Source organism: Effusibacillus pohliae DSM 22757, assembly GCF_000376225.1.
Classification (GTDB): Bacteria; Bacillota; Bacilli; order Tumebacillales; family Effusibacillaceae; genus Effusibacillus; species Effusibacillus pohliae.
Window position 1 is genome coordinate 1 of the sequence record NZ_AQXL01000128.1, and the last position, 19,892, is coordinate 19,892.

Here is a 19,892-nt window from a genome sequence, read left to right on the forward strand (position 1 = left end):
AACAGACCATTTTCGTCGTTCTGGAACAGGCAACGCTTGCCGAGCTCGATGCCTCGGTAATTAAAGGCACGAGCGACGTGATTGTGTTTCGCGATGTCGGTTCCAATGACCAGAGTCGTTTCAGAAATTCTCGAAATCCGTTGATTTTGTTTGTTCGATTGGTTAAACTTCATAGTGAGCGTCCTCCTCTAATTAGGGCAGTGAATGTCAACCATTCCGAGACCCAGCATACAGGAGGCGCTTTTTGTTTTGCAAACCGCATTTTAATTCATCACAGGAATAGCTCCTTTCCGAGTTTAGTATCGGCCCGGGCGGTGGCGATCATCCTCAAACAAAAAGCTCCGAATCCTGGATTCGGAGCCACGTTCGCTTACGTTTCCAACGAAGGATCATGCCGGTGCCAGACGTTACCCACGCAGGAAAAGCAAGCGATCCGAGGATCGGTTTACAGCTTGAACACGTTGGCGGCTTGCGGGCCGCGGGTTCCTTCGACGATGTCAAAGGAGACCAGTTGTCCCTCTTCCAGTGTTTTGAAACCTTCCGTCTGGATCGCGGAGTAATGGACGAACACGTCGCCGCCGTCTTCCCGTTCGATAAAACCATATCCTTTTTCTGCGTTGAACCATTTCACTTTTCCTTGCATAGGAAACCTCCTGCAGGTACATTAAAAATAGATCATTACGGACATTCTACTAGTATCCAGAATGAAAGTAAATTTCAGGCAGAAAGAGAGGGGAGCAGCCGATGCATCAGCAACTCACCTATTTTTATGATTACAACTGCCCGTACTGTTATCTTACCCATGTCATGCTGGAACAATTGTTGAAAAAACAGCCAATTCAGGTGGAACTGGCCGCATGGCGGATGCCGGACGATGCGGTCGTCGATCCCAAGCCGGCCGGCTATAAGGAACAGGGCAAGCAGTTCGCCAGCGGAATCGCGCGGGAACTTGGCGTGCCAATCCGCTTCGACTCGCCCGCAACAGGCACGCGTGCCGCGCAGGAAGCGACGAAGATCGCCAAGCGGATGGACCGGGAGTTTGAATTCAGCCGCGAGCTGTTTCGTCAAAAATGGGAAGAAGGAAAAGACATTTCCAACCGCGACACGATTCTGGAAACGGCCGGCCGGATTGGCCTGAACGTGGAGGAATTTCGGGCGGCGTTCCTGGACAGACAAGGACGGCAGGCGGTGGAAGACGATTTTCGCAGAAGCGCAGCCGAAAAAATTTGGACGATCCCAACTTATGCAGCACATGGGCGAACGATCCAGATCCATCATTTTAAGGACATGCCGTCATTGGAGCAGTTGCAAAATTTTATCAAGCAGGGAGAATCTTTTTTGCATGAAGCCTGACAAGCAGATCCCGGTGCAGTCGATCTACACGATTTTTGTCGAAGAGCCGGACGATTTCTATTTTCACCCGCGCGGCGTTTTGTTCGTTGATGCCGAACAAAACCACAGCCTGTTCTGTTCGGATATCGACCACAATTTCTTGCTGAAGGTGATCCGCAAGTTTCCCTATGCCGCATTGGAAAAAGGGATTGAGTTTAACGGCTGCCAGTTCGAGCTGAAAAACATCACCGAACCTATGCGGCAAAAATTCGGCGACACAACGAATGCCATTCCGCTGGTCTTGCAGGAACTGTACCAAACAAGCCCACGCCAGTATGCTTTTTTGGGAAAACTGTTGCAGGACGGTTCCGTACATTCGCACTTCGCTCCATGAAACAAACAGCCGGCCCTCCCGCAGACGGGAAAATCCGGCTGTTCGCTATTTTTGTTTCCGGTACAGCCTGCCGGCTCCCCGGGCAAACAAGGTGGGCATCAACGCTTTGAATTTGACCAGCGGGGCCATGCCTCCCGGTACCATCACCTGCGGAATTTCCTGCTCGACCGCCCGCACGATCGCCCGCGCCACCCGGTCCGGTTTTTGCATGAACCGCTGCGCCACTCTCGGAATTTTTTGAATGTCGGCCCGTTCGAAAAACGGGGTGTCAATCGGCCCCGGATTGATCGTAATCACCTTGACGCCGTGTTCCCTCACTTCCTCGCGCAACGCCTCCGACAAGCCGATCACTGCAAATTTTGTCGCCGCATAGCCGCCGTGCGTCGGCGCCGCCACAAATCCGGCCATGGAACCGACGTTCACCACACACCCCTTTGCTTGTCTGACCATGTGCGGCACAACAGCCTGGATGCAACGGACCACGCCAAAATAATTTACATCCATCATCCCGACGATATCCTGCATATCCGCTTCCAGCACCGGCGCGAATACGCCAAAACCGGCATTATTGACCAGGACGTCGATGCGTCCGTAACGGTCGATGACCTTCTGCGCCATCGTGTAGACTGAGCCCGGGTCAGTTACGTCGACCGGTACGGGTAGACATTGTCCTCCATTGTTTTCGATGATCGCCGCCAACTCTTGCAGCCTGTGTTGGGAACGGGCAGCCACCGCCAGCAACGATCCCCTGGCAGCAAACGCAAGTGCCGTTTCCCAACCGATTCCGCTGGAAGCGCCGGTAATCAGGGCGACTCTGCCTTTCAGGTTCATGCCGAATCACCCGGTTCGTAGCCGACTTCTACCGCTGCGTTCACAATATACACCAGGTCGTTGCGATCCCCTTTATCCGGCAAAACGACACCGCTCGAACATAACAATCCGCCGGGTACCACCTCCACAGTCACTTGCCCGTATGGAAAAACGGACTTCACTTTTTCAATGTTCACTTTGTCGGCGTCTGCCGGCACTCCGAGCTTCACATTGACCCGCATGTTGTTGATATCCCGGCCGGGCAAAAACTCCCGCAGCCCCGGCATCGAATTATGTTGAATCGCATTTCGGGCAGCCCGCACGCAAGCTTCCGTCACATCCTGGCCATGCAAATCGACGCCCATCCCGATCTCGACAAATACCACTTTCATTCACAGCACCCCTTTCCGAACATATGTTCTTGACGATCAGACAGCCTTTTGCTAAAATTTTCTTGCACCCGGAATTCTTCACCGCAGGATACGATTTTGAAGTGAGGAGTTGAATCTGGATGTTGCTTGCCGCCAACCAATGGAATGAAACGATCGCCCGCTTTGTGATCGAGAATTATTCCCGCCCGTTCGACATCGTGTTCAACGGCTTCCGTGATTCGACCGTTGCGAATCGGGTGGGGAACGAGCTGTTGCGCTGCACCGAGCCGAATCATCCTGTGCCAGACCTGTATCCATACATGCGCCGCTTGCCGGAGAACCTGATTCATCTGCTGTGCCTTGATGCCGCCACGCTGCTTTTGATGAATCGGTCCGAACAGCAGGAGATGCTGCGCGAAGCTTTACGGATTTTATCGCCGGGCGGATGTTGTGCGCTGTTGATTACGGATGAGATTCGTTCCGGCAAACTGGTCCCCAATGGTTTCCAACTGGTGCATCGATTCCTGGCCCAGCGGTTCAAAGTACTCACCATCATCGATCAACATGCGTGTCAAGGACTGCCTTTCCGGCTGGCTGCTCATCAGTATCTGGCTATCTTCCAAAAAACGGTCAACCGCAAGCAAGCGGTTCCTCGTTACACTCCAGCCGCTTTTCGATTTTCTTACTATTAATGTTTGTCTTTCAATCGTTCCTGCCGTTTTCCCCTCATGCCTGAGCCCAACAGTCTGTACTGCAACATTATAAAGTTTTCCAACATGGAAGTGAAGTCGAGCTGCGAGGAGAGACCCCTTGGGATCGCACAACATGGGAAAAGAAATAGGGTCAGGATACCCCCCTCCCCCTTGTCCGGTTTTGCTCTTTGCAAATGTCCGCCAACGGACAGGAATCGCACGCCGGTTTCTGGGCCTTACAATGATACCTGCCAAAGAAAATCAGCCTGTGGTGTGTCTGCGTCCATTCCTCTCTGGGAACCGCCTTCATCAGCTTTTTCTCAACTTCCAGAACGGAGTCTTTCTTGTTCGCCAAGCCAAGGCGTTTGGACACCCGTTCCACATGCGTGTCCACGGCAATGGCGGGAACACCGAAGGCGTTGGACACCACCACGTTCGCAGTCTTGCGTCCGACTCCGGCCAGTTTGGTCAGCTGTTCATGCTCCCGTGGCACTTCCCCGTTGTGTTCTTCAATCAACGCTCTGCACAATGCCTGAATGTTCTTCGCCTTGCTGCGGTACAATCCGATATGCCTGATATCGTTCTCCAGTTCTGCCAAGGGAACGGAAACGTAATCCCAGGGAGTTTTATATTTCTTGAACAGCTCTTTCGTTACCTCATTCACCTTGCGGTCGGTGGCCTGAGCGGACAAAACAACCGCGATCAACAGTTCAAACGGATTGGAATGGTGCAGTTCGCAATGTGCCTCAGGAAACATTTCCGCTAGAGTGTCCAAAATCCTGCGGACCGTCTTTTTGTTCATACAATCACCTGCGTCTATTATAAACAAAAAAAGAACGCTTGGGAGCGTCCGCTCACATCGATTGATTCCTGTTCCGCCTGAGAGCGGGCATTGCAACCGCTTCAACGCGCACCGGCACAGCGCAAACAGACACAAATGCATTTTTGTAGGTATACGGGCTTTGCAATCGGCATATGATGGATTATGAGTCTTCTTCGGCAGCCCGATGGTTGTCTGATGATGGGGCCGGAGCATCGTTGGCTTCCAGTCGGAAACTGACAAACCAATCGTGTAAAAAGAGGTGTTTCCTATGATGTCAGGTTCCGAAAATGAACGGGAAGTGGCGAAAGCGCTGTTACAACTAGATATTTATCTGAAAGCCCTGAAATTGCCGTTTACGGTCAAAGACGTCTACCGACGGGCGTATCAACACCGGCTGGGCGAGTATTACAACGATCACTGGATCGATTTGCTGATGGCAGACCCCGAATACCAAAACTGCCTGCAGGAACCTTTCACCGTCTATACGATTCTCGACACGCTGAACAAAAATGGCCATGCGCCGATCAATTACGCCTTGTATCGGATGACCCGCCGGCTGGACATCAATTACTCGCACGCCTATGTGATCGGGATCACCCAGGAATAAAAAGGCCCGTTCTCACGGGTCTTTTTCACCGCTTTTGCCGGCGGCGTCTGTATGCGGCCAGGTACCAGATGAGCCCCACCGCCAAGATAAGCGTGCCGTACCCGATCCAGTTGCCCCAAGCTATCCACGCCGGATACATCGAGATCCCCCTTCGCTTGTTCAGAAATGCTTCTCCAGTTCGGCGACAAACGATTGGATGGAATGCTTCGTTCCTTCGCCAAAATCCTCGTCCAACGACTCGTATTCCTTCAGATCATTTTTCAGTACCTCGAGCACATGCCGGGCAACCGTTTCCGGAATCTCAAATATATGGATCACACGTGAACTCTCCGAACGCATGACCGATCCCCATTTCTTTTTCCGTAGTATGAGCAGCTTGCCGAGTCCTGATTCGCCCGAGTAAGGGTTCGCCTGCGGATATGCCGCAAGTCGTTGCCGCACCGGGGGAGGGCACCAGTGACATTTTCCCGGTTATGTGTGGCGGTTGTGGCTTTGCACGTCAGTTAGGCCTGCAACATGTCGGCCAGTTGCTCTTTCGTCAACCGTACCTCACGCGGTTTCGAGCCTTCAAACGGGCCGACAATCCCTTTTTCCTCCATCTGGTCGATCAAGCGGGCCGCCCGCGAATAGCCGACTTTCAGCCGCCTCTGAATCAAAGAAACGGAAGCTTGTTCCGATTCGACAACCAATTTGACCGCTTCCCAGAACAGCGCATCCAGCTCCGTATCATCGGCCGCTGCATCCTCTTGCGGCGCCGTCAGATCCAGATGGTAAGCGGCCGTTTGTTGCTGTTTCGCGTACGAGACCAGCCGTTCCACCTCCGCCTCTGACAAAAATGCGCCCTGAAGGCGGATCGGCTTTGATTCCCCCACCGGCAGGTACAGCATGTCGCCGCGGCCCAACAATTTTTCCGCCCCGCCCATATCGAGGATCGTGCGCGAATCCATTTGCGAAGAAACGGCAAATGCGATGCGGGAAGGGATGTTCGCTTTGATCACCCCGGTGATCACGTCAACGGACGGTCGCTGCGTGGCAAGGATCAGGTGGATGCCGGCAGCCCGCGCCATTTGCGCCAAACGGCAGATCGCATCTTCCACATCACCGGGCGCAACCATCATCAAATCGGCCAACTCGTCGATGATCACCACGATATAGGGCAGCGGCTGCTGCGCCCGTTCCAGCATGATCACGTTGTACCCTTCCAGGTTGCGGGTTCCCTCTTTGGCAAACAGCTCATAGCGGTGTTCCATTTCCTGCACCACTTTTTTTAGCGCGTAGGCGGCCCGTCTTGGGTCGGTCACAACCGGTGCCAGCAGGTGAGGAATACCGTTGTACACGTTCAACTCGACCATTTTCGGGTCGATCATGATAAACTTCACTTCACTCGGCTTTGCCTTGTACAGCAACGAGGTAATGATCCCGTTGATACAGACCGATTTGCCGGAACCGGTCGCGCCCGCCACCAGCAGATGGGGCATTTTCGCCAAATTGCCAACGATCGGGGCGCCGGAAATGTCCCGCCCCAAAGCGATCGACAGTTTCGACGGGGCCGTCTGAAACTCCGTCGATTCAATCACTTCCCGCAAGGTGACGATTGCCACTTCCCGGTTGGGAACCTCGATCCCCACTGCCGCCTTGCCGGGAATCGGCGCCTCGATCCGGATGTCCTTCGCTGCCAAAGCGAGCGCCAGATCGTCCGCCAGGTTGACAATCCGCGATACTTTCACTCCGACCGCCGGTTGAATCTCGTAGCGGGTGACCGTCGGTCCGCGATGGGCCTCCGTCACTTTTACCTGCACACCGAAGCTGGCAAGCGTTTCCTGCAATTTCAGGGCATTCGCCTCGAGGTCCTTGCGGTCGCCGCCCGTGCGCGGCCCGTAAGGCGCTTCCAATAGAGACAAAGGCGGCAGTTCGTACGCGTCATCGTGCGTTTGCATTTGCAGCACCAGCGGCTCGGTTGTTTCGTAGTCGGGAAGCGGTTCCTTCACCGGTTTTGGCAGACTGCGCTCTTTATACCTGACGGTGATTTGAGCGGACGTCCGCTCACCGGCGGCCGGTGGTTTGTCCTGGCCAAGTCTCCCTTCTCCCTGCAGTTGGTCGGCAAAGTCCCTGATTTTTAAAGGGAGCGTATCTTCAAGCACGCCCGCTTGGGCGGCTGCCGCCGTCTGCTCGGAAGAGGCCTGCTGCCGGGGGGCTTTTGGTTTCGAATCGGCCGTTCGCTCCACCGGATCCGGTTTCAGCAATTCCCACGCTTCTTTTATCTCAGATTTGACAATCCGGGCCCGATTCGCGATTACCCGGCCGATCTTGCCGAGCCCCGCCACGATCGATTTGCCAGTGATCATCGTGAGCGACACGGTCGCCAGAATCGTCAGCACAAATACGGTTCCGGCAGTGTCAAACAGCCTGTGCATTACCATAAAAACCGCATAGCCGACCAAACCACCCCCGGCGTTTGGAGGGGCGGCCCCCTTCACGCCCGGTTTTCCCGAAAAGGCGTCATGCAAGGTGCTGATCTTGTTCATTGTCACCGCCAGCAAATCGGGTTCTCTCCCCGATGCAGCGACGAGCGATGTATAAAGGTTCAGGTGACTCCAGGTCAACACCACCAGCATCAAGAGGACGATCCCGCCTTGTCGGACCGACAACCGCAGCGGCAACCGCTTAATCATCATATACAAAGCGGCGTAAATCAAATACAGCCCGATCATCCAGTGCCAATTTCCCGCCACAAACATGAACAGGTACGCGATCAGTTTGCCTACCCAGCCCATCCCGGCCAATGTCAGACCGGCCGTAGCCAGCAGACAAAGTCCCAGAATTTCATATTTGATCAATTGTTTGCCTTTCCCCGTACCGCTTCTTTTCCGTTTCCCCATATTTCCCGCTCCAATTGAAAAATGGCAGTAAGCCGGATGCGCAAACAAACAACACCTGGAAGGTGCTGTCGCAGCGATCTTGCCGTACCCAATTGTTTCTGCACGCGGGCGCAATTTCCTGCCAAACAGATGGATTTGCCACTTTACGATTGTTTCGCAATCGCCTGTTCCGGTTGAAAGAGCGGAACAATCGAACCGGGAGCAAGATTCGGTTTCAGGTAGTCGTACGGGTTGGGCGACAACAAACGTACCACTCGGCCGCACCCCTGCCCGCACGGTTCGACGAGCATTTTCACACCTTGATACTCGGTTTCCATCCAGTTGCATTCCATCGAATCGTACCCTTCCAGCACCGTTTCTAGCGGGATCGCCGCCCAATGGAGCATTATTGGACAACTCCCATCGTTTTGTTTTGACGGTACTGTTCGATCAGTTCGTTCAGCTTCTTGATTGCATCTCCTAATCCGCCGATCTGGTCGATCAGTCCGTATTCGACCGCGTCCTTGCCGACGACAGTCGTGCCGATGTCGCGGGCCAGTTCGCCGGTTTTCAGCATCAGCTCGCGGAATTTTTCCTCACTGATGCGGGAATGTTTAGTGACAAACCGGATCACCCGCTCCTGCATTTTCTCCAGATACTCGAACGATTGCGGCACCCCGATCACGAGACCGGTCAACCGGATCGGGTGGATCGTCATCGTCGCGGTCTCACTGATGAAGGAATAGTCGGAAGCCACAGCGATCGGCACTCCGATCGAATGGCCGCCGCCCAGTACCAGCGTAACGGTGGGCTTGGACAGCGACGCGATCATCTCGGCGATGGCCAGACCGGCTTCCACATCGCCGCCAACCGTGTTCAAAATCACCAGAATCCCTTCGATTTTGTCATTTTGTTCGGCCGCCACCAGCTGCGGAATGATGTGTTCGTATTTCGTGGTTTTGTTCTGGGGCGGCAACACCATGTGGCCTTCTACCTGTCCGATCACCGTGATGCAAAAAATATTCGATTGATCCGCCGACGCCACCTGCGTCTGACCGAGCGTTTCGAGATTTTCAACGAGCGGGTTGCGTCTGTCATCCTTCGGCACGGGGGCAGGCGCCGGCGGAACGGGCACTTCCGGAGCAGGCGGGGTGTTGTTGATATAGCGCAGCATCCAGTTGTCGTTGTTCATCGACTGGTCACTCCTTTTCCCTTCTCGCGTGTAGTATGATTCAGCCGTCGCGATTGCATACAAAAAAAGCCTGATGTTTCCATCAGGCTTGTCTGCTCCCTGTCTACACTTCCATGATGATCGGCAGAATCATCGGCCGGCGGCGGGTCTGTTCATAGAGGTAGCGTCCCAGCGCGTCGCGCACGCCGTTTTTCAGGGAAGACCACTCGTTGACATTTTCGGCCACCATTTTGCCGAGTGTTTGCATCACGATCTTGTTCGCCTCTTCCAGCAGTTCCTCCGACTCCCGGACATACACAAAACCGCGGGAAATAATGTCGGGGCCGGACAGAATGGTGCCGTCCTGTTTCGACAGGGTGACCACCACGACCAAAATGCCGTCTTGCGACAGCAGCTTCCGGTCGCGCAGGACGATATTGCCGACATCGCCGACGCCCAGTCCATCGATCAGCACGTTGCCGGCCGTGTATTTCGGGCCTAACCGCGCTCTGCCACCCTGGAATTCGACCGAATCGCCGATGTCGACGATAAAAATATGGTCAGGATTAACGCCAGTACCGACTGCCAGTTCGGCATGACGTTTCAACATGCGGTATTCGCCGTGAACAGGGATGAAGTATTTTGGCCGAACCAAACTCAACATGAGTTTCAATTCTTCCTGACTTCCGTGACCTGACACGTGCACGCCGGAAACAGCTTGGTAAATCACGTTGGCGCCAATTCGAAACAACTGGTCGATTGTACGAGAGATAAATTTTTCATTGCCCGGGATCGGTGACGAAGCGATGATCACCGTGTCGCCCGGCATCACTTCCACTTTGCGGTGGGTCGCCCGCGCCATCCGGGTGAGCGCCGACATCGGCTCGCCCTGGCTGCCGGTCGACAGAATCGCGATTTTATCGGCGGGCAGCTTATTCAACTCATCCGGATCGATCAGCGTGCCCGGCTTGATCCGCAGATAACCGAGATCGTGGGCAATCGTGATGTTGTTGACCATGCTGCGGCCAACGACCGCCAGCTTGCGGCCAAATTTTTCAGCCGCGTCGATGATCTGCTGGATTCGATGCAAGTTGGAAGCGAACGTGGCGATAATAATCCGCCGCTCCGCCGTCGCGAAACAGTCGTTGATCGTCTGCCCGACCACCCGTTCCGACATGGTGTACCCCGGCCGCTCCGCATTGGTGCTGTCAGACAGCAGCGCGAGCACGCCCCTCTGCCCCAGTTCTGCCAGCTTGTAAAAATCGGCCGGACGCCCGTCTACCGGTGTGAAATCGAACTTGAAATCGCCCGTATGGACGATCACGCCCTCCGGGGTGTCAATCGCAAAGCCTACAGTGTCTGGAATGCTGTGGTTGTTGTGAAATGCGCTGACGGTGAAGTCGCCGCATTGGATTACGCTCTGGTTGGTGATGACGTTCAGTTTGGCGGTTTCCAGCAGGCCGTGTTCCCGTAGTTTCCCTTCGACCAGGCCGAGCGTCAGCCGCGTCCCATAGACGGGAACCTGCAGATGCTTCAACAGATAAGGCAGTCCGCCGATATGATCCTCGTGTCCGTGGGTAAGGAAAACGCCCCGCACCTTCGCCTTGTTCTCAACCAGGTACGTAATATCAGGAATCACGATGTCGATGCCCAGCATTTCCTCTTCCGGAAATTTCAGGCCGGCATCGATCACGATGATGTCGTTCCCGTACGCATAAACCGTCATATTTTTGCCGATCTCGCCAACTCCGCCCAACGGGATGATCGACAATTTGTTGTGTGTCTTGCTCAAAACTACACCTCCATCTTGATTGCTCGTACATTCGTTCGTGTGTTGCCCCCAGTTCGTGTTTACCAAAAACCCGCACCAGTCACTTGGCATTATTATACATGAACCTCTGTCGCTGACACAAGATTCTATCCGTACTAGTATGCGCAGATGAAAAAAAGAGCCTGTACAGGCTCATGAGAAATCCACAGAAAAAATCGGTTCATGCGGCCTCCGGCCAGCAACAGCCAGACTGTTCACCACCCATTACGAGGCGAGTAGTTCCGGGTGCCACTCCGCAAGCAGTTCACGCAGCAGCCCGACCATGTTTTCATCCGCTTCCACCAGCGGCAAACGGACGCCGCCCACCGGGACGCCGATCAGATGGAGCGCCGCTTTCACCGGGGCCGGGCTCGGCATCAGGAACAATGCTTCAAAAATCGGCAACAGCCGATTGTGCAGTTCGGCCGCTCCCACCATGTCGCCGGTAACAAACCGGTCGATCATTCGTTTCATCGGCAGGCCGACCACATGCGAAGCGACGGAAACGATCCCATATCCGCCCAGCGCCAAAAACGGCAGCAGCAGTTTGTCGTCACCCGAATAGACGGTCAGATTTCGCGGTTTGTTGGCCATCAGTTTCAACACCTGGCCAAAATCGGCCGGCGATTCTTTGACCGCCACGATGTTCGGAATCTCCGCCAGACGCGCCAGCGTGGACACTTCGATGTTGACCGCCGTACGGCCCGGGATATTGTAGATCATGTTCGGCAGCGGGGTCGCTTCGGCGATCGCCTGAAAATGGCGATACAGCCCCTCCTGTGAAGGTTTGTTGTAGTACGGAGAAACGACCAGCAGCCCGTCGACCCCGCACTGCTCCGCCTCTTTCGAGAGACGGACGGAAGCAGCCGTGTCGTTCGTACCTGTGCCGGCGATCACTTTCGCTCGGCCGTCGACCAGTTCGACCACTTTTTTGAACAGATCGAGCTTTTCGTCGTGCGACAAGGTCGGCGACTCACCTGTCGTTCCGACTACCACCAGCGACTCGGTGCCGGTCTGCAAGAGGTGTTCCACCAGCCTCTCCAAACGCCCGTAATCGATTTGCAGCTGATCATTGAAGGGGGTCACCATTGCGGTAACCATTCTGCCAAAATCCAATCGGTCCACCACCTAAGAGTAAAATCCCGAATTCGTTTTTTAAGATGCCCAAAAAGTACGCCAAACCACTGATGGTTGACTGATCACCCTTGATTCACATGCCCGCAAGCGTTATGCATGTAACCTGAACTTCGCGTGCAGGGCGCGCACAGCCTTCACCATGTCCTCCTCGCGAACGAGGCACCAGATCGTCGTATGCGAGTCGGCCGACTGCAGGACTTCGATCCCCTCCTCGGTCAGCGCCTCCATAATGGTTGCCATCACGCCCGGCACACCGGCGATACCGGCACCGACGGCCGAGACTTTCGCACAGTTGGGCAACAGCGCCGGATCAAACCCGGCGTTCCGCAAAATAGCAGCCGCTTTTTCGCTGTCCTGGTTGGGCACGGTAAAAGCGACGCCGGTCGGCGTGACCGAAATAAAATCGACCGAAATCCGATTGTCCGCCATCGCCTGGAACACTTTCAACTGGTTGCCGCCGGTCGGGGCGCAGTTCACCTGCACCTGTGTGAGGTTGGCCGTATGCGTGATGCCCGTCAGCACCTGATCCCGCATCGCGCGCGGTTCCATCCGGTCCAGTTCGGCCTGGCTGACGATCAGCGTTCCGTCGTCTTTCGACAGGGTGGAACGGACGCGCACCGGGATATTTTTCTGCATGGCGATTTCAACCGCCCGTGGGTGAATCACCTTGGCGCCCGAATAGGCCAGATTGCAAATTTCCGCGTAAGTGACGGTGTGCAGTTTGCGGGCATCGTTTACCACTCGCGGATCGGCTGTCATAATTCCGTCCACATCGGTAAAAATATCCACGTACTCGGCGTTCAGCGCGACCCCCAGGGCCGTCGCCGTGGTATCGCTGCCGCCGCGGCCGAGCGTCGTGATGTCGCCGTTTTCAGCGGCACCCTGGAAACCCGCAACAATCACCACTTTTCCTTGTTCTAATTCCTGCAAAATCCGCGTAGGAGTAACTGAGATAATCTGCGCGTTGGAATGGTCAGAATTGGTCAAGATCCCCGCCTGCGCGCCGGTCAGCACGCAGTTGTCATAGCCGCGCCCTCTCAGCATGGAGGAAAAGACGACAGCGGAGATCAGTTCACCGCATGACATTAAGAGATCTCTTTCCCGGCTCGCGCACTCATCCTGCGGATCCAACAGCCCGAGCAGAGTATCGGTTGCATACGGGTCTCCCTTGCGCCCCATCGCGGACACGACGACCACAACCTGATAACCGGCTTTCATGGCGTCTTCAATATGACCGATTGCGAGCAGCCGATTTTCGCGGGTCGCCACCGAGGTCCCGCCAAATTTTTGCACGATGATTCGCATTGGGTCCTCCTGTTACTTGGATTTCACCATATATTCGGCTATTTGTACCGCGTTCAGAGCGGCTCCTTTCAGCACGTTATCCGATACGATCCACATGTTCAGGCCGCGCGGATGGAACAGATCGCGGCGAATCCTGCCGACAAATGTGTCGTACCGGCCTTCCGCATCGATTGCCATCGGATATTCCTGTTCCGCCAGGTTGTCGACCACTTTGACGCCCGGCGCCGATTCCAGCAGCGACCGTACTTCCGCCAGGTCAAACGGCTTGCGCGTTTCCACATAGACCGACTCGGAATGTCCGTAGAAAACGGGGATCCGGACGCACGTGGCCGTGATCTGAATCGAATCGTCGCCAAAAATCTTGCGCGTTTCGTTCACCATTTTCATCTCTTCGCGGGTGAACCCATTTTCTTCGAACACATCGATCTGCGGAATCGCATTGAAGGCGATTGGGTGATGTTTCGGCAGGGATTTCACCGGCAGCACCTGCGGGTTAGCCGGTTGTCGGTCCAGCACAGCCCGCGTCTGCTCGCGCAGTTCATCAATCGCCGCTTGGCCGGAACCGGAGACCGCCTGATACGTCGAAACGATGATTCGGTCGATTCCGTAGGCATCATAAATCGGCTTGAGGGCCACCACCATCTGAATGGTGGAGCAGTTCGGGTTGGCGATGATGCCTCTGTGCTGCGAAATTTTATGAGCGTTGACTTCCGGCACGACGAGAGGAACTTCCGGCAGCATCCGGAACGCGCTGGTGTTGTCGATCACCACCGCTCCCCGCTCGACAGCCGCCGGAGCCAGTTTTTCGGAGACAGATCCGCCTGCGGAAAACAGGGCAAAATCGATACCGACAAACGCTTCCGGAGTCGCTTCTTGAACGGTGTACGTGTTGCCTTGGAAGGTTACCTGTTGTCCTGCCGATCTGGCGGACGCCAAAGGACGCAGTTCCCCCACCGGAAAGCTACGTTTTTCGAGCGTCTCCAACATCTTTTGTCCAACCGCACCTGTAGCCCCAACGACTGCTACATTGTAAAGCTTTTTCCTCTCCATCAACAGCAACTCCTTCAACATACTTTTCGCCGACCGTGGCTCGAACACCCTGCCGATCAACGAAATTTTTGCAGCTTGTGCAGAGTACCAATACACGCCGGCCGTTTCGCGCCAGTCGCGCCATGACGGGGAGCCTGACAGCTCCCCATAGCATTGCACCTGGCTCCCGGTTATGCCGGCGCAGTCTACTTTTTATATCGTTCGATCAGAACGGGCTGCAGTTGTTTCTTCTCCAGTGCAGCTTCCAATGTGGCGTAGACCAGGTCCATGTTCGCCACCAGGGAGTTCATCTTTTTAAAGGGATCATCCTGACCAAATGGTACCATAAAAATATTCTTTGCGGACATTAATTTTGCAATGTTCGACATGTTCAACCCCAAACCGTCATTGGTCGAGATCGCCAAGACCACCGGCCGATCATTGCGCATCGTCGCTTTCGCAGCCATCAAAACGGGCGAATCGGTCATCGCGTTCGCCAACCGGGAGATCGTGTTGCCTGTGCAGGGGGCGATCAACAGGGCGTCCAGCAGCCTGCTAGGGCCCAGCGGTTCCGCCTCGACGATCGAAGTGATCGGCTTGCGACCGGTGATCTGCTCGATTTCCGCAATCCAGGCGTCCGCTTGCGCGAAGCGGGTATCGGTGGTTTGCACCGTATAGGAAACAATCGGGATGACGTTCACCCCTAACTCGACCAACTTTTTCATGACCGGGCGAATCTCGTCGTATGTGCAATGAGAACCGGTGATTGCAACACCGATCGTCTTGCCCTTCAGTTCCATGCTGTTCCCCCCAGGCTATGCGTGATCCAAAACGAGCCGGCAGATCGTTTTGGCCATGATCTGGCCCGCCGTCTTGGGTGCAACGATCCCTGGCAGGCTGGGAGCAAGCAGCGCTTTGATGCCTCTTTTTTCGGCAAACCGGAAATCGGTGCCGCCCGGACTCGACGCGATGTCGATGATGACGCACGTTTTCTGCATGCGGGACAAAACTTCCGATGTGACGACCGGTGCGGGAATCGTGTTAAACACGATATCCACCTGCTGCAGCTCCCGGTTGATCTGGGACAGCGGGAACGCCTGAAACCCCATCTCATAGATTCTCGCAAGATCGGATTCTTTGCGCGCCCCGACCTTCACTCTCGCCCCGATCCCGGCACACATGCGGGCGATCGTCATGCCGCAACGGCCGAAGCCGAGCACCGCCACATCGGAACCATGAATGGTAAAATCGGTGTTTTCCATCGCCATTTGAATGGCCCCTTCGGCCGATGGAATCGAGTTCAAAATGGCCACTTCATCCAGTTCCATCAGCTTGATCAGCTTCAATCCGTGCCGGCGGCACGCTTCCGTCAGGACGGTCCGGGCGATGCCGGTGAAAATCTTGCATTTTTTCGAGAGGGCGGCAAAATGCTCGTCGGTCAACACAACCGGCCGAGCGGAATAGCGGGAGCTGATCGTCCAATCCTCGCTCATTCCGGTGACCGGCAGGATCAGTGCATCCAAATCCTGCAGAACATCGACTGACAGGTTGGTTTTCACAGCGTCTGCCATCTTCAGTTCCAGGTCGTCAAATCCGATCAGGTACACGGAGGCGTCCAAATCGAGGGCGTGCTGAATCACTTCGATGATCCGCGCGTCTCCGCCCAGGAACGCCATCTTAATACCTGTTAACATGGTGACTGACCCCTTTCACATCATTGTACGCGAAACAGGCGAAAATTCAAGGTAAAATCTGTTTCAAAAGCGTAAATCGGCGCCAGTCTGGCTTGCTCCCGCGCCGGTTCGTTGCACGTGCTGCATACTATGCAAACGCCCAGACGTTGGTGACAACCTGCACGGCGCCTCACTTGCGATCCGACTGCTTGTGGTTGAGATCCAGCAGGATCATGTCCGCTCCGATTTTTCGCACCGCTTCCCACGGCACCGACTGTTCGTCCTGTTTCTTGCCAAATCCGAAACGCCGGACGTTTTCCGGCAAAATCAGATAGCCGATCTTCCCCGTTTCCGTATCGATCCACAGATCGGCATCATGCAGTTGCCCGATTTTTTGCCCGTTATGTAAGTCGATCAGTTCCCGGCCCGCCAACTCGCTGAGTCGCATGCGCATCCACCTCCGCAACGATCATTCGCACAGAACGTTCCGTTATTTTGTATGCGCCGGAGCGGGCAAAAAGTCCTGAAACGGACGGTGTGGGAAAGTGACGAATGGCTCGGTTTCCAAACATCGGCGAAAGCACATTCGGCTGTTCGGTTAAATGATGATCCCGAAGAAATTAGCGTGGTTAGGAGGATTGTAGAGGCGAACCTTCCGTTAGTATAATATCCCTGTACAATAGAAGCGGCTCCTCAAGCGTGACCGACTCATCCCCTGACGGAAAGGGGGTGGGGCCATGACAGTATACGAGGCACTGTCCCTGATGATCGTATTCGGGATCTTGGTGGCGACGATACTGTCTGACAGAAAAAAGAAGTAGGTCACCCTTGAGCTTTTTGACAACACCAAGGTGACCTACTCATTTTGGTCAGTTGAGCCGGCCCCTTAGGGGCGACTATACGCTCCCTGGGTGACGGCCAAGTACCGGTTGCGAAACCCTGCTTCCCGGGCGGAGAACCTGACCGTCGCATTCCTTACTGTGAAGCCGGCGACAGACATCAACGTTGACTGGGAAGGGCGGGAGATACCCGTCGTTTCCTGCTTGATCCGTTTATTTGCCCGTCGAGCCAAAACCGCCGGAACCACGCTCGGTCGGCTGCAATTCGTCGACCAGCCGCAGATCCGCCTGCAGCACCGGCAGAATCACCAACTGGGCGATCCGTTCGCCCGGTTGAATCGTATACATGGTCTGTTCCTGGTTGACGACGACACATTGGATTTCGCCGGTATAATCGCTGTCGATCACGCCGACCGAATTCGCCAGATTGATGCCGTGCTTGCTGGCCAGCCCGCTGCGCGGAAACACGAGCGCCACGTAAGCGGGGGAAGGCAGTTGAATCGCAATGCCGGTCGGGATGCGCACCTTCCCGCCCGGCGGAACCACCACCGGCTCGTCCAGACATGCGCACAAATCCATACCGGCCGCGCCGGGAGTTGCGTAATAGGGCAACGGAAATCGCTCCCCGATCAACGGGGACACTTTTTTCACCGACACTTGCAACTTTCGCTCCACAACCTGCACCTCTTAATCCTGACTCGACAATTTTTGGTCCCCAGCGAAGGAATCGGTATTGACCGCAAAAGCTTTGCATCATTGCCTGTGGTACTACGGCAGCCGCAAATCGTCAAACGGCCCGATCGCAGCCATCGCCAGCGGACCGCTGCACACTTTTTCCGCCACTTCCCGGATCTCATCCAGCGTCACATCGTTGATCCGGCGGATCGTCTCATCCAGGGTGATTTGTTTGCCAAGCAGCAGCTGATTTTTGCCGAGGCGGCTCATCCGCGAACTGGTGCTCTCCAGCGACAGCATCAGCGAACCTTTCACCTGTTCTTTCGCTTTCTGCAGTTCTGCCGTTGTAATCCCTTCGCTCGCGAGTTGAGCCAATATCTTGCCGATCAAATCGACCACTTGCTGCGCCTGTTCCGGGGACGTGCCGGTATAAACGCCGAATGCTCCGCTGTCACGATAAGACGAATAGAAGCTGTAGACCGAATACGCCATCCCGCGCTCTTCGCGAATCTCCTGGAACAGCCGGGAGCTGGAACTGCCGCCGACGATATTATTCAACAGGATCAGCGGATACATCTGCGGGTCATCAAAAGCAAACCCTTGTGCTGCAAGACAGATGTGAGCCTGTTCGGTCGCTTTCCGTCGAACCTGCTTGTTCGCCTCAAATACGGGCGGGATATGGGTCGTCTCCACCCGCTGGCCGTTCAGCTCGGAGAACCATTGCTCGGCCGCTTTGTGTACAACTTCCGCCCGCACATTGCCGGCTACCGCCAACACCATATTGTCCGGAGTATAGCGGGCGTTCAGGTACGACAGCAAATCATCGCGCGTAAACGACAGCAGATTCGATTCCGGCCCCAAAATCGTATACCCGAGCGTATGGTCCGGAAACATCGTCAGCGCCAGCAGGTCGTGCACCTGATCGTCCGGCGTATCTTCGTACATTTTGATTTCCTCGATGATCACTTTCCGTTCTTTCGCCAGTTCCTCCGGCGCAAAATTCGAGTGAATCAACATATCGGCCAGCGTTTCCAGCGCCAGTTCAAAATGTTCGTCCAACACCTTCGCGTAATAGCAGGTGTATTCCTTTGACGTAAACGCATTCACCTGGCCGCCGATCCCGTCAAACAGCTCGGCGATTTGCCTGGCTGTCCGCTTGTCGGTTCCCTTGAACATCATATGTTCGATAAAATGCGAAATCCCGTTCGTGGCCTGATTCTCGTCGCGCGAGCCCGTATGTACCCATACGCCCAGCGATACGGACCGAACGGACGGAATCTCTTCCACAACGAGTTGCATCCCGTTCCTTAATCTCCCCTGGTAAAACAATGACATCCTCCTTTTAACCTGTGCCTGTCATACAATATAGCAAAGGAAAGGAGTTCCTACAATGAATTTATTGGACCTTGCGGATCGGCGACAGCAGTTCACTGACCGTAACCAATTGGAACCCCTTTTGCTTCAGGTCTGGTACTAGAGTACGCAGCGCGCCTAAAGTTGGTTCGGTCGGATGCATCAACACGAGCGCCCCGTTTTTCGCGTTCGGAACAATCCGCCTGATAATCTCCGCTTGCGACGGTCGGCGCCAATCGACCGTATCAAGCGTCCACAAGACGGTGCCCATGCCGTGCTCCCTTGCGATTTTTACGGTGGTCTCGTTGTAGGAACCGGACGGCGGAGCGAACCACTTGCTTTGTACGCCGAGTACCTTGCGGATTTCCTCCTGCGTTTTGGCAATTTGCTCCGCCTGTTTCGCCGGCGGTAGGGCAGCCATATCGGGATGCGTGTACGCGTGGTTGCCGATCTCATGGCCTTCCGCCACAATTCGTTTGGCGGCATCCGGATTTTTTTTGAGCCATGACCCGTCGAGAAAGAACGTCGCCTTCACCCCGTTTTCCCTCAACACCTGCAGAATGCCGTCGAGATACTCGGTTCCCCATGCCACGTTGACCATTAACGCCATTTCCTGTTTGTGCGGGTTCCCCTGATAGACCGGTAGGTTGGGAAAATCGCTCATCTTCACTTTCGGCAGAATCTGCCGGTAGATGTAGCACTCGGGACCGCGTCCGCCCATTTTTCTCATGTTTTCCGCTGTCGCTTCCACATCCAGCTCGATCCCGTTCAACTCCGGGATGATGTTCGGTTTGCCCGCTTTGCTGACCACCGCGTCGATCGGCTTTTGATAGCGCCTGGCGGCCTCGTGTTGCAAATCTTCGCGCGATATCGATTGCACCGAAGCCGCTTGCGGTTGAACACCTGCCGGCTGCCCCGTAGCGGTCTGCAGAGTGATCCCCAAGAAAGCGGCCAACAAGCTGGCGACAACATACGATCGCATGCAAATTCCTCCCTCTCTGACAGCTTTTTCG

General features: G+C 55.1%; 23 protein-coding genes and 1 pseudogene. 5 read left to right on the plus strand and 19 right to left on the minus strand.

The genetic code is table 11. The features are described 5' to 3' along the window. Window positions 1-173, minus strand: a pseudogene (locus C230_RS23400) (IS110 family transposase); the annotation flags it as partial. 272 nt (window positions 174-445) lie between these two features. Further along, on the minus strand, window positions 446-643 hold the full coding sequence (locus C230_RS0113030) for a cold shock domain-containing protein (protein WP_018132486.1): 198 nt from the start codon (window positions 641-643) through the stop codon (window positions 446-448). A 101-nt stretch (window positions 644-744) separates the two neighbouring features. Here C230_RS0113030 and C230_RS0113035 point away from each other — a divergent pair, with 101 nt between their 5' ends. Together C230_RS0113035 and C230_RS0113040 are read left to right on the plus strand one after the other, a co-directional pair. After that, window positions 745-1,353 (plus strand): DsbA family oxidoreductase, encoded by a 609-nt coding sequence (locus tag C230_RS0113035; RefSeq protein WP_018132487.1) that lies wholly within the window; start codon window positions 745-747, stop codon window positions 1,351-1,353. Next, window positions 1,343-1,726: a hypothetical protein gene (locus C230_RS0113040; RefSeq protein WP_018132488.1), complete on the plus strand. Its 384-nt coding sequence runs from the start codon at window positions 1,343-1,345 to the stop codon at window positions 1,724-1,726. The genes C230_RS0113035 and C230_RS0113040 overlap by 11 nt, the downstream gene beginning before the upstream one ends. Before the next feature lie 45 nt (window positions 1,727-1,771). On the opposite strand, the gene C230_RS0113045 is transcribed toward C230_RS0113040, so the two are convergent. Further along, entirely contained in the window at window positions 1,772-2,557 is a 786-nt protein-coding gene (locus tag C230_RS0113045) for an SDR family NAD(P)-dependent oxidoreductase (protein WP_018132489.1), read from the minus strand. Beyond that, complete coding sequence (locus C230_RS0113050; RefSeq protein ID WP_018132490.1) at window positions 2,554-2,928, minus strand: Lin0512 family protein; 375 nt, start codon at window positions 2,926-2,928, stop codon at window positions 2,554-2,556. The genes C230_RS0113045 and C230_RS0113050 overlap by 4 nt, the downstream gene beginning before the upstream one ends. 119 nt (window positions 2,929-3,047) lie before the next feature. Here C230_RS0113050 and C230_RS0113055 point away from each other — a divergent pair, with 119 nt between their 5' ends. Next, window positions 3,048-3,599, plus strand: a complete 552-nt coding sequence (locus tag C230_RS0113055) for a hypothetical protein (RefSeq protein WP_018132491.1) — start codon at window positions 3,048-3,050, stop codon at window positions 3,597-3,599. 151 nt (window positions 3,600-3,750) lie between these two features. Here the strand turns inward: C230_RS0113055 and nth are convergent, their stop codons facing one another. Next, window positions 3,751-4,401, minus strand: a complete 651-nt coding sequence (gene nth / locus C230_RS0113060; RefSeq protein ID WP_018132492.1) for an endonuclease III — start codon at window positions 4,399-4,401, stop codon at window positions 3,751-3,753. A gap of 289 nt (window positions 4,402-4,690) precedes the next feature. On the opposite strand from nth, the gene C230_RS0113065 reads away from it, so the two are divergent. Next, complete coding sequence (locus tag C230_RS0113065; RefSeq protein WP_018132493.1) at window positions 4,691-5,029, plus strand: hypothetical protein; 339 nt, start codon at window positions 4,691-4,693, stop codon at window positions 5,027-5,029. A 159-nt stretch (window positions 5,030-5,188) separates the two neighbouring features. On the opposite strand, the gene C230_RS22630 is transcribed toward C230_RS0113065, so the two are convergent. The 11 genes from C230_RS22630 to C230_RS0113125 form a co-directional block, all read right to left on the minus strand. Then, window positions 5,189-5,470 carry a hypothetical protein gene (locus tag C230_RS22630; protein ID WP_156807459.1) on the minus strand — a complete coding sequence of 94 codons (282 nt, stop codon included), beginning with the start codon at window positions 5,468-5,470 and terminating at the stop codon, window positions 5,189-5,191. 62 nt (window positions 5,471-5,532) lie between these two features. Beyond that, the gene (locus C230_RS0113080; protein WP_018132496.1) at window positions 5,533-7,908 is read right to left on the minus strand and encodes an FtsK/SpoIIIE family DNA translocase; all 2,376 of its coding nucleotides are present in this window, start codon (window positions 7,906-7,908) and stop codon (window positions 5,533-5,535) included. A 143-nt stretch (window positions 7,909-8,051) separates the two neighbouring features. Next, window positions 8,052-8,294: a YlzJ-like family protein gene (locus C230_RS0113085; protein ID WP_018132497.1), complete on the minus strand. Its 243-nt coding sequence runs from the start codon at window positions 8,292-8,294 to the stop codon at window positions 8,052-8,054. Continuing rightward, window positions 8,294-9,079 (minus strand): ClpP family protease, encoded by a 786-nt coding sequence (locus tag C230_RS0113090; RefSeq protein WP_018132498.1) that lies wholly within the window; start codon window positions 9,077-9,079, stop codon window positions 8,294-8,296. Before C230_RS0113090 ends, C230_RS0113085 begins: the two co-directional genes overlap by 1 nt. 103 nt (window positions 9,080-9,182) lie before the next feature. After that, the gene (locus C230_RS0113095; protein ID WP_018132499.1) at window positions 9,183-10,850 is read right to left on the minus strand and encodes a ribonuclease J; all 1,668 of its coding nucleotides are present in this window, start codon (window positions 10,848-10,850) and stop codon (window positions 9,183-9,185) included. A 243-nt stretch (window positions 10,851-11,093) separates the two neighbouring features. After that, a complete protein-coding gene (dapA, locus tag C230_RS20410; RefSeq protein ID WP_018132500.1) occupies window positions 11,094-11,984 on the minus strand; it encodes a 4-hydroxy-tetrahydrodipicolinate synthase in 891 nt (296 codons plus the stop codon). Between the two features lie 111 nt (window positions 11,985-12,095). After that, a complete protein-coding gene (gene dapG / locus C230_RS0113105) occupies window positions 12,096-13,310 on the minus strand; it encodes an aspartate kinase (RefSeq protein WP_018132501.1) in 1,215 nt (404 codons plus the stop codon). A 12-nt stretch (window positions 13,311-13,322) separates the two neighbouring features. Further along, the gene (locus tag C230_RS0113110; RefSeq protein WP_026174308.1) at window positions 13,323-14,360 is read right to left on the minus strand and encodes an aspartate-semialdehyde dehydrogenase; all 1,038 of its coding nucleotides are present in this window, start codon (window positions 14,358-14,360) and stop codon (window positions 13,323-13,325) included. Between the two features lie 185 nt (window positions 14,361-14,545). Continuing rightward, window positions 14,546-15,139, minus strand: a complete 594-nt coding sequence (locus C230_RS0113115; protein WP_018132503.1) for a dipicolinate synthase subunit B — start codon at window positions 15,137-15,139, stop codon at window positions 14,546-14,548. Window positions 15,140-15,154: 15 nt separating this feature from the next. Further along, window positions 15,155-16,033: a dipicolinate synthase subunit DpsA gene (gene dpsA, locus C230_RS0113120; RefSeq protein ID WP_018132504.1), complete on the minus strand. Its 879-nt coding sequence runs from the start codon at window positions 16,031-16,033 to the stop codon at window positions 15,155-15,157. A 169-nt stretch (window positions 16,034-16,202) separates the two neighbouring features. After that, window positions 16,203-16,460, minus strand: a complete 258-nt coding sequence (locus C230_RS0113125) for a YlmC/YmxH family sporulation protein (RefSeq protein ID WP_018132505.1) — start codon at window positions 16,458-16,460, stop codon at window positions 16,203-16,205. A 289-nt stretch (window positions 16,461-16,749) separates the two neighbouring features. Here C230_RS0113125 and C230_RS23405 point away from each other — a divergent pair, with 289 nt between their 5' ends. Continuing rightward, a complete protein-coding gene (locus C230_RS23405) occupies window positions 16,750-16,833 on the plus strand; it encodes a putative holin-like toxin (protein ID WP_281168952.1) in 84 nt (27 codons plus the stop codon). A 231-nt stretch (window positions 16,834-17,064) separates the two neighbouring features. Here C230_RS23405 and dut read toward each other — a convergent pair whose 3' ends face one another. The 3 genes from dut to C230_RS0113145 all read right to left on the minus strand — a co-directional run bounded on the left by dut (window position 17,065) and on the right by C230_RS0113145 (window position 19,861). Continuing rightward, on the minus strand, window positions 17,065-17,526 hold the full coding sequence (dut, locus tag C230_RS0113135) for a dUTP diphosphatase (protein WP_018132506.1): 462 nt from the start codon (window positions 17,524-17,526) through the stop codon (window positions 17,065-17,067). 93 nt (window positions 17,527-17,619) lie between these two features. Next, window positions 17,620-18,825 (minus strand): M16 family metallopeptidase, encoded by a 1,206-nt coding sequence (locus C230_RS0113140; RefSeq protein ID WP_018132507.1) that lies wholly within the window; start codon window positions 18,823-18,825, stop codon window positions 17,620-17,622. Between the two features lie 97 nt (window positions 18,826-18,922). Then, window positions 18,923-19,861 (minus strand): polysaccharide deacetylase family protein, encoded by a 939-nt coding sequence (locus tag C230_RS0113145; RefSeq protein ID WP_018132508.1) that lies wholly within the window; start codon window positions 19,859-19,861, stop codon window positions 18,923-18,925. Window positions 19,862-19,892: the final 31 nt, after the last annotated feature.

Bases quoted from the DNA above. Each gene is read 5' to 3' on its own strand.
- C230_RS0113140 (WP_018132507.1), bottom strand. From the start codon at position 18,825: ATGCAACTCGTTGTGGAAGAGATTCCGTCCGTTCGGTCCGTATCGCTG.
- dapG (WP_018132501.1), bottom strand. From the start codon at position 13,310: ATGCGAATCATCGTGCAAAAATTTGGCGGGACCTCGGTGGCGACCCGC.
- C230_RS0113065 (WP_018132493.1), top strand. From the start codon at position 4,691: ATGATGTCAGGTTCCGAAAATGAACGGGAAGTGGCGAAAGCGCTGTTA.
- C230_RS0113090 (WP_018132498.1), bottom strand. From the start codon at position 9,079: ATGAACAACGACAACTGGATGCTGCGCTATATCAACAACACCCCGCCT.
- C230_RS0113030 (WP_018132486.1), bottom strand. From the start codon at position 643: ATGCAAGGAAAAGTGAAATGGTTCAACGCAGAAAAAGGATATGGTTTT.
- C230_RS0113055 (WP_018132491.1), top strand. From the start codon at position 3,048: ATGTTGCTTGCCGCCAACCAATGGAATGAAACGATCGCCCGCTTTGTG.
- C230_RS0113080 (WP_018132496.1), bottom strand. From the start codon at position 7,908: ATGGGGAAACGGAAAAGAAGCGGTACGGGGAAAGGCAAACAATTGATC.
- C230_RS0113085 (WP_018132497.1), bottom strand. From the start codon at position 8,294: ATGCTCCATTGGGCGGCGATCCCGCTAGAAACGGTGCTGGAAGGGTAC.
- nth (WP_018132492.1), bottom strand. From the start codon at position 4,401: ATGAACAAAAAGACGGTCCGCAGGATTTTGGACACTCTAGCGGAAATG.
- C230_RS0113125 (WP_018132505.1), bottom strand. From the start codon at position 16,460: ATGCGACTCAGCGAGTTGGCGGGCCGGGAACTGATCGACTTACATAAC.
- C230_RS0113045 (WP_018132489.1), bottom strand. From the start codon at position 2,557: ATGAACCTGAAAGGCAGAGTCGCCCTGATTACCGGCGCTTCCAGCGGA.
- dpsA (WP_018132504.1), bottom strand. From the start codon at position 16,033: ATGTTAACAGGTATTAAGATGGCGTTCCTGGGCGGAGACGCGCGGATC.
- C230_RS23405 (WP_281168952.1), top strand. From the start codon at position 16,750: ATGACAGTATACGAGGCACTGTCCCTGATGATCGTATTCGGGATCTTG.
- C230_RS0113040 (WP_018132488.1), top strand. From the start codon at position 1,343: ATGAAGCCTGACAAGCAGATCCCGGTGCAGTCGATCTACACGATTTTT.
- C230_RS0113035 (WP_018132487.1), top strand. From the start codon at position 745: ATGCATCAGCAACTCACCTATTTTTATGATTACAACTGCCCGTACTGT.
- C230_RS0113050 (WP_018132490.1), bottom strand. From the start codon at position 2,928: ATGAAAGTGGTATTTGTCGAGATCGGGATGGGCGTCGATTTGCATGGC.
- C230_RS0113115 (WP_018132503.1), bottom strand. From the start codon at position 15,139: ATGGAACTGAAGGGCAAGACGATCGGTGTTGCAATCACCGGTTCTCAT.
- C230_RS0113110 (WP_026174308.1), bottom strand. From the start codon at position 14,360: ATGGAGAGGAAAAAGCTTTACAATGTAGCAGTCGTTGGGGCTACAGGT.
- C230_RS0113145 (WP_018132508.1), bottom strand. From the start codon at position 19,861: ATGCGATCGTATGTTGTCGCCAGCTTGTTGGCCGCTTTCTTGGGGATC.